9 protein-coding genes and 4 pseudogenes are annotated in these 9515 nt (G+C 29.5%); 5 read left to right on the top strand and 8 right to left on the bottom strand.

Features of this window, described 5'->3' with window-relative positions; genetic code table 11:
- From HRG09_RS26755 to HRG09_RS26740, 4 genes and pseudogenes are all read left to right on the top strand, one after another.
- Positions 1-200 (top strand): annotated as a pseudogene (locus HRG09_RS26755) (NADH-flavin reductase); the annotation flags it as partial.
- A 195-nt stretch (positions 201-395) separates the two neighbouring features.
- Positions 396-1061, top strand: a complete 666-nt coding sequence (locus tag HRG09_RS26750; protein ID WP_174103860.1) for an HAD family hydrolase — start codon at positions 396-398, stop codon at positions 1059-1061.
- Between the two features lie 564 nt (positions 1062-1625).
- Positions 1626-2120, top strand: a complete 495-nt coding sequence (locus tag HRG09_RS26745) for a hypothetical protein (RefSeq protein ID WP_254610185.1) — start codon at positions 1626-1628, stop codon at positions 2118-2120.
- A 65-nt stretch (positions 2121-2185) separates the two neighbouring features.
- Positions 2186-2593, top strand: a pseudogene (locus tag HRG09_RS26740) (DDE-type integrase/transposase/recombinase); the annotation flags it as partial.
- 237 nt (positions 2594-2830) lie between these two features.
- On the opposite strand, the gene yknW reads toward HRG09_RS26740, so the two are convergent.
- The 7 genes and pseudogenes from yknW to HRG09_RS26705 all read right to left on the bottom strand — a co-directional run bounded on the left by yknW (position 2831) and on the right by HRG09_RS26705 (position 7965).
- Positions 2831-3529, bottom strand: coding sequence for a YknW family membrane protein (gene yknW / locus HRG09_RS26735; protein WP_174103859.1), 699 nt, complete (start codon positions 3527-3529; stop codon positions 2831-2833).
- 117 nt (positions 3530-3646) lie between these two features.
- Positions 3647-3730, bottom strand: a pseudogene (locus HRG09_RS29235) (hypothetical protein); the annotation flags it as partial.
- A 266-nt stretch (positions 3731-3996) separates the two neighbouring features.
- Positions 3997-4689, bottom strand: a complete 693-nt coding sequence (locus HRG09_RS26725; protein WP_174103857.1) for an ABC transporter ATP-binding protein — start codon at positions 4687-4689, stop codon at positions 3997-3999.
- Positions 4690-4699: 10 nt separating this feature from the next.
- Positions 4700-6397, bottom strand: coding sequence for a hypothetical protein (locus HRG09_RS26720; protein WP_174103856.1), 1698 nt, complete (start codon positions 6395-6397; stop codon positions 4700-4702).
- Between the two features lie 17 nt (positions 6398-6414).
- Positions 6415-7053 (bottom strand): YIP1 family protein, encoded by a 639-nt coding sequence (locus HRG09_RS26715; protein ID WP_174103855.1) that lies wholly within the window; start codon positions 7051-7053, stop codon positions 6415-6417.
- 22 nt (positions 7054-7075) lie between these two features.
- Positions 7076-7579 (bottom strand): stage II sporulation protein M, encoded by a 504-nt coding sequence (locus HRG09_RS26710; RefSeq protein ID WP_174103854.1) that lies wholly within the window; start codon positions 7577-7579, stop codon positions 7076-7078.
- A 59-nt stretch (positions 7580-7638) separates the two neighbouring features.
- Positions 7639-7965, bottom strand: a complete 327-nt coding sequence (locus HRG09_RS26705) for a putative cyclic bacteriocin (RefSeq protein ID WP_174103853.1) — start codon at positions 7963-7965, stop codon at positions 7639-7641.
- A gap of 507 nt (positions 7966-8472) precedes the next feature.
- Here HRG09_RS26705 and HRG09_RS26700 point away from each other — a divergent pair.
- Positions 8473-8649: pseudogene (locus HRG09_RS26700) on the top strand (IS4 family transposase); the annotation flags it as partial.
- Positions 8650-8715: 66 nt separating this feature from the next.
- Here the strand turns inward: HRG09_RS26700 and HRG09_RS26695 are convergent.
- Positions 8716-9423 carry an IS6 family transposase gene (locus tag HRG09_RS26695; RefSeq protein ID WP_174103852.1) on the bottom strand — a complete coding sequence of 236 codons (708 nt, stop codon included), beginning with the start codon at positions 9421-9423 and terminating at the stop codon, positions 8716-8718.
- Between the last annotated feature and the right edge of the window lie 92 nt (positions 9424-9515).

Below are 9515 nucleotides of genomic sequence, written 5' to 3'. Positions count from 1 at the left end.
TTATTCTCCAAGAAAGCAAGATAAATTGGACACTTGCTCGGTTACCATTTATATATGAAAAAGATATTAATAAAACTATAAAAGAAAATTTATTTGATATGCCAGGACTAACAATTACCAATCGCAATATTGCAGATTTTTTAATTGATGAAATTTCAAATTCTAAATACATACGTAAAACACCATTTATAGCAAACTAGATTCAACAGAAGTACATATGAACTAGAAAATGTATATTACTACTATTCCAAATTGAAAATAATTGTCGATAACGACAATTATGTCTACCTAACATGTATAGGGTGTACAGATAGAAATTTGCAAATAATCAATAGATATTCAGTATGATATAAGGTGGGATAGGATAAATATTGCATGTAGAGAGGGAGATTAGTTTGAAAGAATATAAGATAATCTTATTTGATTTGGATGGGACACTATCTGATCCTAAGATAGGAATAACCAAATCAGTTCAATTTGCACTTGAGAAGATGGGTATTCTAGAACCTAACCTTAATAAACTTGATTGTTTTATTGGACCACCATTACAAGAATCATTTGCTATGTATTACGGATTCAATACCGAAGAGGTAATACAAGCAATTGGTTTTTATAGAGAAAGGTTTAAAAAAGCAGGGATGTTTGAGAATGAATTATATATTGATATTCCTCTATTCTTAGATTTCTTGAAAAAACAGGGATATATCTTAGTCGTAGCAACTTCTAAGCCTACTGTCTTTTCAGAAAAGATATTGGAATACTTCAAAATAGACTGTTATTTTGATCTTGTGGTGGGAAGTAATCTTGATGGAACCAGAAGCTCAAAAACCGAAATCATTCAGTATATACTTGATAAATATCAAGAATATAAACATAGCGATTTCGTTATGATTGGTGACCGTAAGCACGATATAATTGGTGCAAACAATACGGGTATTGATTCTATCGCAGTTACATATGGCTATGGTTCATTGGAAGAATTAAATCAATCCAATCCTACATATATTGTTGATAGTGTTAAGGGTATAGAAAATATTTTGTTAACTTGTACAACAATTTAATTTCTGCTTTTCATATTTATGGTAACTAACTTGTTTTTATCATAATGAAAAAGTAGAATATCCCCTTATCTATTAGATAAGGAGATATTCTGATCTTATTGTATGGTATAAACAAGATTGAGTATCGTAGAGCAGAATAACATGAATATTTATGTATGTTTAGAATTTTATATATTATAAAAAAGTAAAAAGAACTGACATGATGCCAGTTCTTTTTACTTTTAGACTTATATTAGGCAGGGTACCATAAAGTATAAGTCAGTTAAACATGAATAAAAAAGATACCAATCTTTTTACACGTATATTATAACATATATTTTCAGAAAAATGAATATCTATCGAATGGTTATTCATCTCTTATTTTATCATATTTTGAATGTATACTTTTGTTATGTATGTTGAGGATATCAAGAGATTTGGTATGAAGTTAATGTTTAAGGGGAAATGAAAGTAAACTAATAAAAGAAAAACAAAGAAAATCTATTTGTAATAAAAATCCTAGCAAAACCCCATTATATATTAATATACCCCTTATATTACCAGCAATGGGATGAGGGACTTTTAATGAATAAGAAAAAAATAGTGTTAGGAATATTGTTTATATTTGTAAGTTTGTGTATCTATTTTGTTTTAATAGAACCTAGAGAAAAAATAAAACTAACTTCTGATACGATTTCAAAGATAAAATATCTAGAAACAAATTCGATTGCTGAAGGTATTATTAAAGATTATGGTCAAGATGCAAAAGACGTATTTCAAAAACTAACTAGTTCAAAAAAGGTTGTATCAAAAACAGATTTTTGGAAGAAAAAGATTTTCGAAAACTCCTCTAATATTTCTCGGTGTACTATTAAGTTTTCATTAGATAATGAAGAAAAGATTACATTTGAAATATTAGCTTTTAATATAGAAGGACATAATAACGAATCATATATTCGACGTACAGGAGATTCTACTATTTATCACTTAAATGCAGAGCATACTGAAGAAATACGGTTCCGTTGCAAAGTTTTGAGAACTCATAAAAATGTAGAATTAAAATACAATTATTTAGAATAAACATTGGATACTATTCAAAAGAATGTATGATATATTCAATATTTTGCGATGTTTTTAAAGTTTGCAACAGAACCGATTTTTATCTAAGTGAATCAAGGGATAAACAAGCAGCCAAGCGCTTTATTAAGAAAGCCTTGGCTTTTTCGCACGTTTCTAAGCCTCGTGTCATAATTGTAGACAAGAACCCAGCTTATCCCATCGCTATCCAAGATTTAAAAGAAGAAAAGCAGATGCCTGAAGGCATCCAACTAAGACAAGTAAAATATCTCATCAATATCGTACAGCAGGATCATCGCTTCATTAAAAAACGAATTCGCCCGATGCTTGGGTTAAAGTCCTTGCAAACTGCTAAACGAATTATTGCGGGGATAGAGGCTATGCACATGATCAAAAAAGGACAGACTCTCCAAAGGAAAAAGTCTGTCCAAAATCAAAAAGAATTCATTCATAAATTGTTTGGATTAGCTTCATAAGCTAGCAATTTAAAGGAAATTGACACTCTATGTTTCTATCTAGTATTTTTTGCACCAGAACCCTTTTTTCTATAGTCTAAAACATTTTTTTAATGAGTCAGTCACCATATCAAAAAAAGAAAATTGTACGTTTAGGCACATTTTAGAAACAAAATAACCGGTACCTTGTATGCTAAGGAACCGGTTATTAATGTTGCAAATCTTTTACTAAATCTATTTATAATGAACATCATTTATTTACATCGGAATCTCCGGTAAAAATTTCGCTATTAATACAATAATTGCCGCTAAGAATACCGCTTTAATAATGAATAGAACAATAATTGGAATTGATGCTTTTACCTTGCTTAATCCAGCTGTAATATGTAATCCGAGCCAAATTAAAACTAAATTCCATACATAAAATATTTCAATTGTATTACCAATTCCGTATGCAAATGTACCCTCCTTAAATAGTAACCCTAAACTAGTATACTGAGTCGTTCCACCATCAAAGATTAGACTTAAAATTGTATTAATAAGTCCACCAATAATAAGGACAATGTTTGTATAAACCACAATATTCAATAAGGTTTTGTAAGGCGTATCATTACCAAAGAACATCATAAATATTTTATAAATAACTGCTATAAATAGTGCTCCAACTATTGCACCAGCAAAACTAGATCCAATTCCATAAATAACTTCCGATGTAATTGAACCCTTTCCAGCAAGCTCACCTAGTTCTTTTTGCATTTTAATCATTTCAGGTGACGTATTGACGACATATGTCGTCAAACCACCTACAAGCCCTTGTAACAATGCAACTAAGAAAAACATACCCCAAACTTTCTCGCTCGTTTTCATTCGCTCAAACTGTAAACCAGGAGAAATGATCATTCCAAATAATGATGGCTTTTCTCCGCCAGCTTTTTGTGTATTTAAATTCGCTTCCATTATAACACGCCGCCTTCTATTTATATAACCCATTCTAACGGGCGGTTCACTTTCCTCATGCAAGAGGCTACGAACCGCCCACTAGAACGGTAATGTGTAGTTCTACTACAATATTAATTACTCATAACGTAACGCTTCAATCGGATCTAATTTTGCAGCTTTATTCGCTGGAATTAGTCCGAAAATAATTTGGAACAGAACCTAAATTATTGTTTAATTGAATTTTTTTTATTTTTCTTAAAGATTCTATAACATTTAATAAGATAGCATATAATAAACGTTACTAAAGAAATCGCAAAAACTTTTATGTACATAGGTAATCCAGCATTATCAAACTTTTTCAAGCTAAATAATGTAACAAAAAAGAAAATAAAAAACACACTCCAAGTTTCAATTGATTTAACGTCTTTTTTAAAAGTTAATTTTACAGTTTCAAAATAGTTATTTTGCATGGTATACCTTCCTTTTTATAAAATTTCATCATACCATTTATAAAAATCAGTATGGGAAACGTTTTTATTTGGATGTTCCATTCCAGGTGATATTTCTTTATCTTTTAAAACCAATATATTAGTTGCTAAGTTATATATGTGTTCTTTATCATGACTCGTAAATAAGATTCCGCCATCAAAATTTAATATAAATTCATATAAAAATTCAAGGGATAGGGAATCTAGTTTATTAAAAGGTTCATCCATGATTAATAATTTAGGATTATGGATGGTAGATGCACAAATTTGTACTTTTTGCTTCATACCGCTGGATAGAGATGAAATTTTCTTTTGTCTAAAATCATATATATTAAATTTTTTCATCCTCTCCCGAACCGTATCTTTAATTGATTTCACCTTATAAAGTGAGGCTATAAATATTAGATTTTCTTCCACTGTTAAACTTTCATAAAATATTGGTTCTGTAAAGACAAAACCAATCTCTTTACGAAGCTCAGGCTTTTTCAATAAATCTAGATTTTGAAACAAAATTGAACCTTCATTTGGTATTAATAATCCTGAGACTATTTTTAAAAGGGTCGATTTTCCAACACCGTTCCTACCTATAATTGCAACCCTTTCATCTGAATTCATACTAAAGTTGAGATTTTTCAACACATCTTCTGATTTTTTATATGCCTTGTTTAAATTATTTACTTGTAATAACATACTAACTCCCTTACATATCCATTTGATTGAGTTTGAACTCGGCTTTTTTTATAATATTTTTAATCAATTTCAAGCTGACAAAACTTATAATAACAAACAAACTACCAATGATCAGATAAATCCAATCTGTATTAATTTCTAAGAATACTAACATTAAAAAGGGTGTAGCTGTGCAGAAAAATATAATTTGTCGGAATTGATAAGCCACTTTATCTATAACAAACTCTGTCTCTACATAATCTTCCATTTCTGAGTAGTGCTGATTATGTAGATGCGGGAACATATATGTAGATAGTGTAGTTATGTGAGGGGTAATACAGTAATTTAAAGTAATCACACAACTAATAAAAAATGTTTCTTGTAAGCTAGGTTTGATAATGCATAAACAGATTATAACAATACAAAACATTTCAACAGAACCTAAAAACCTCTGAAATTGAATTTTTGAATGATATAGCTTACTAAATGAAACATTCGACATTCTATATAAGCGTAATATCCCACTATCACTATCAAAACGTAATAATCCAGGAAATAAGGTTATAGTTTCATATGCATCTTTTGAAATTGAATTAAATATGATATATATTAAAACAAATTTAACAATATCCACACTTCCAGTATTCGGAAGCGTAGCTACTATACTAGAAAGGGCGATAAAGGCGTAATTAAAGTAGTGCCCAAAAAAGTAAGAATAATGGTGGCTAAGTTGAATTCGGTTGTTAAAAAAGTTTTGAATTTGTACTTTTAGTAAAGGAGATTTAACAAATTTATTAAAGAAATTGTTTAAGACCAAAATCCAATCAGAGTAATCACCTTTAAACGGTGTCTCCCATTGAGATCTATACCATTTTCCAGCCAATAAATAGTGAATACTCCCCACAACAACCACTAATATAGTAACAGCAGTAAATATAATATTATTGAAGCTATTGCTATACACTAATTCTTTTATGTTCAATTCAAAAATATAGATTTTAATTTGTTTGAAAAATACATCTATTAAGTTTTTCCAAGTAGATATCTGTCTTATATCTTCTACAGAGATGAGCCAGTGTACAATCCAATTTGCTATAAAGTATGTACAAATATATATCATTAAACCTTTAAATATTGATGTAATAAAAGCTGCTATTTTATAACCTGTTTGAATACATTTGACATAAAAAACACATATGTACAATGTGACAATATAAGATACCATGATGCTACAAATTAAAAGTCCAATTAACAGTAAAATAAAATAGTTAACGTTCCCAAACATAATATATATAGATATTCCTAATATAATGGATTGTAGTATTGAATTTATATTATGAACACTGAACTTTAACAACCACGTATATAAATATAGGTTTCTATTAGAGTAGGGTAATAAATATAGAATGTTTTTATCTACTGGCGATAAAACTCTTTTTGTAAGTGATATCCCATTGATAATACCAATGATACCTACAAAATATAAAGAATACATTATCCATGCTTCAAAACTATTAAGATATAGACTGAGAAAATATGAAATTCCTAAATAAATAATACATTCGAATGAAATTTTTAGGATAAAGAAAAGTGTATAAATAATATATCCATATCTTCTAAAGTATACTTCCTTATTAAATTTCAGGAAAACTTTTTCTAAACTTTCTATTCTGTGTTGAATTATATATTTTGAGTAGAATAAAACATATATAAACATTGATTTTAGCATTTATTAAATTCTCCTTATTAAATAAAGAGTTGGGATACATACATAATTGCTGTATGTACTATAAGAATTAAAAACGTGATTTTCCAAGAATAACAAGCTATTTCTTTTAAGAATAATCCCAAAATGTAAACTTGAATAATAAAGAAAACATCCAAAAGCTTTAACAAAGCTTTAATATAGGTGTTATCTGACATAATAAATGAAAGACTAGAAAAACTTTGAATCGTGTTATAGTCACCTAAAATAGATAATCCGCCATTAAAGACTACACCTAGTAAAGAAATAGTGCCAATATAAAAGAAAATATAATAGACTTTTCTAAAATTCACATCTTTTGTTGAAAGGATAAAAATTATTTTATATATAAAGGCAATAATAATATTGCTAGTAAACCCGTTCAATATTGCCATAAATGATGTAATTATAATTAAAAATAAATTTAATCTTCCTTTCTCTACGGTGATACTTGATTGAATTTCTGTAACAGCTTCATTATTCAATATAAATTTGCTACTAATTACTCCGCTTACTATTGTTATTCCTATAAAGAGTAGGGTTAATAATAATAAGGGTTCTTTTAAATTCTTCTTTTTTAAATTTTTAATTGGTGAAACTAAGAACTTATAAATTGATCCTTTTTCTATATACTCTTGCACTGACTACACCTCAATTTTTTATTTATATTCCTTCAATTAATGCAGCAACAAATGTTAATATGAAACTTAGTAAAAATAAATATTTTTTTTCATTAAAAAATCCAAAAAGTGCCTTCAACTTTTTCTCTTGATTAAAAACAGATAATACTTGATAAGAAAGTATAGAAATTATAAGAAATCCGGGTATTTCAAATATCCCGTGTGGTAAAATGTGTAATAGTAATTCTATTAGATTTTCAGAAATAATAGCTTGTGCCACCGTCATTCCAATAGAGAAACCATTTATAAACAATAAAATGATTGTTGGAATACCTAAAAGCAACGCCCCCATAAATATAAACATCTGAACTTTTAAGTTGTGTATAAAAATATCGAAAAAATTACCAATATCGTTATTAAAGGTAATCTCACCAAAATCTATATTTAAAATTAGGAATAATATTAATGCAAATGCCATTCCGAACAAATATATTGAAAGTGCTATTTTTGTAGCATACTTATTAAAAAAAATAAAATAGTTTTCCAATTTAACCTCCATTTAAAAAATCAAGGCAACCTTATGGTTACCTTGATTTTTCCTAGTAATTAGAATTTTACAACTGATGAGAAGCCACGTTGTCTTACCCATTTAATTAACATGCCTCGTCCGATAGCAGTGATTACAGCTGTTACCGGTCCACCAAGTGCTACACCTACAACTGCAGCTACTGCACCACCAATGCTTGCGCCATTAATAATCATATTTAAAATTGAAGAAATTGCTGTTGCATTTACACCTGTCCATGCAACCTTTCCTGCAAGTTGAAGAATTAGTCCAGCATTTACTAAAGCATAAATTGATGCAACACCAACAATCGCAAGAGTATATAGGTATAAATTACCTTTTTGAGATTTAATTGTCATATATTCCATTTTTTCACCCCCTTACAATTCCGAATATTAAACTATAAATTCATATATTAAAAGTATTATATTTTCATTTTTTTATTGTTATAATTATTGTAAATAACAATAAAACTTAATGAAGTTAAAATTTATCCAACTTTTTATTTCAAATAAATTTAATATTCTTTCATTTGATTATTAATCTAATTAGATAACTACATGAAAAAATCCCTCCTTGAAATTGTAAATAAATCCCAAATGATAAATTCCCTTTTTCCGTCATCCTTATTTGGCCTCACCATATCAAAAAAAGAAAAATGTACATTAACAAATTAGTTTGTATCATTTGAGAGATGTGAACAGCTACTGAGAAGTAAACACGGATTAAACTAAAAAAAGAACCAGTTCATAACTCGTTCAATTTAATGTGGGGTGCTATCCCATCGCTATCAAGCTAACAAAACAAAATACCTCCTAAAATGAAAAAATACGCTATTCTTTCTATAGAATCATAGGAAAGGATGGCGTTTTTGTATGTCTATTTCTGTAGCTGATGAATTACAACTATTTGCTCAAGAAATTCAAAACTTCTTATCTCCCAATATTTTACGAGATTTTGCTAGAGAGGTTGGTTTTGTACAACGAACCAGTAAGTACCAAGCAAAAGATTTAGTCGCTTTATGTGTATGGATGAGCCAAAATGTCGCTACAATTGGTTCTGGTGCAAATAATATGTAGATTAGAAATAGCAGTGTAGACTCCTAATGGAATCTACTACTATGCGGTAAGACCGAAGAGTTGATTGATTAACTTAATTTGTTTTTTGACAGACTTCTCTCCTTGCAAAGTCTGTCCTTTTTTAATCATTCTCATCGCTTCCAGTCCAGCCAACACTCGTTTAGCTGATTGAAAAGATTTCAATCCTAACATGATACGCACTCGCTTCTTGATAAAGCGATGATCTTGCTCGATTATGTTATTCAGATATTTTATTCGTCTTATTCGGATGTCAGCGAGCGTCCGTTGTTCTTTCTTCAAATGTTCTATAGCGATAGGATAAGCTGGATTTTTATCAACGGTCACAACACGAGGTTTAGAAACATGAAAAGACTGCAAAGCTTTCTTAAAAAAGCGCTTTGCAGCCTTATGATCTCTTGTTTTACTGAAGATAAAGTCAATGGTGTTTCCTTCGGAATCAACAGCTCGATATAAGTACATCCACTTTCCTTTGACTTTAATATACGTTTCGTCTACTCGCCAAGAATCATTCGTTTTCTTAAGGTGACGACGAACTCTCTTATCTAGCTCAGGACCATATTGGTGAACCCAACGCATAATCGTTGTATGAGCAATGGATAAGCCCCGTTCCTCCATCATTTCGACTAAATCACGAAAACTGAGGTTGTACCGCAGGTACCATCTTACCGTTAATAAGATAACATCAGGCTGATAATGCTTCCATTTAAACAAATTTTCCTTTTCCATACCGAGCACACACCTTTTTTAGAGTAATACTATCAGTATGTCCAAGTTTAGGAGATTACTTGCAAGAGATTTAAAGTTTTTGCACCAGAACC

Origin of the sequence: Bacillus sp. Xin1, assembly GCF_013314535.1 — a bacterium.
GTDB lineage: Bacteria > Bacillota > Bacilli > Bacillales > Bacillaceae_G > Bacillus_A.
This window is presented reverse-complemented; position numbering and strand designations above follow the sequence as displayed.

Bases quoted from the DNA above. Each gene is read 5' to 3' on its own strand.
- HRG09_RS26745 (WP_254610185.1), top strand. From the start codon at position 1,626: ATGAATAAGAAAAAAATAGTGTTAGGAATATTGTTTATATTTGTAAGT.
- yknW (WP_174103859.1), bottom strand. From the start codon at position 3,529: ATGGAAGCGAATTTAAATACACAAAAAGCTGGCGGAGAAAAGCCATCA.
- HRG09_RS26725 (WP_174103857.1), bottom strand. From the start codon at position 4,689: ATGTTATTACAAGTAAATAATTTAAACAAGGCATATAAAAAATCAGAA.
- HRG09_RS26720 (WP_174103856.1), bottom strand. From the start codon at position 6,397: ATGCTAAAATCAATGTTTATATATGTTTTATTCTACTCAAAATATATA.
- HRG09_RS26705 (WP_174103853.1), bottom strand. From the start codon at position 7,965: ATGGAATATATGACAATTAAATCTCAAAAAGGTAATTTATACCTATAT.
- HRG09_RS26695 (WP_174103852.1), bottom strand. From the start codon at position 9,423: ATGGAAAAGGAAAATTTGTTTAAATGGAAGCATTATCAGCCTGATGTT.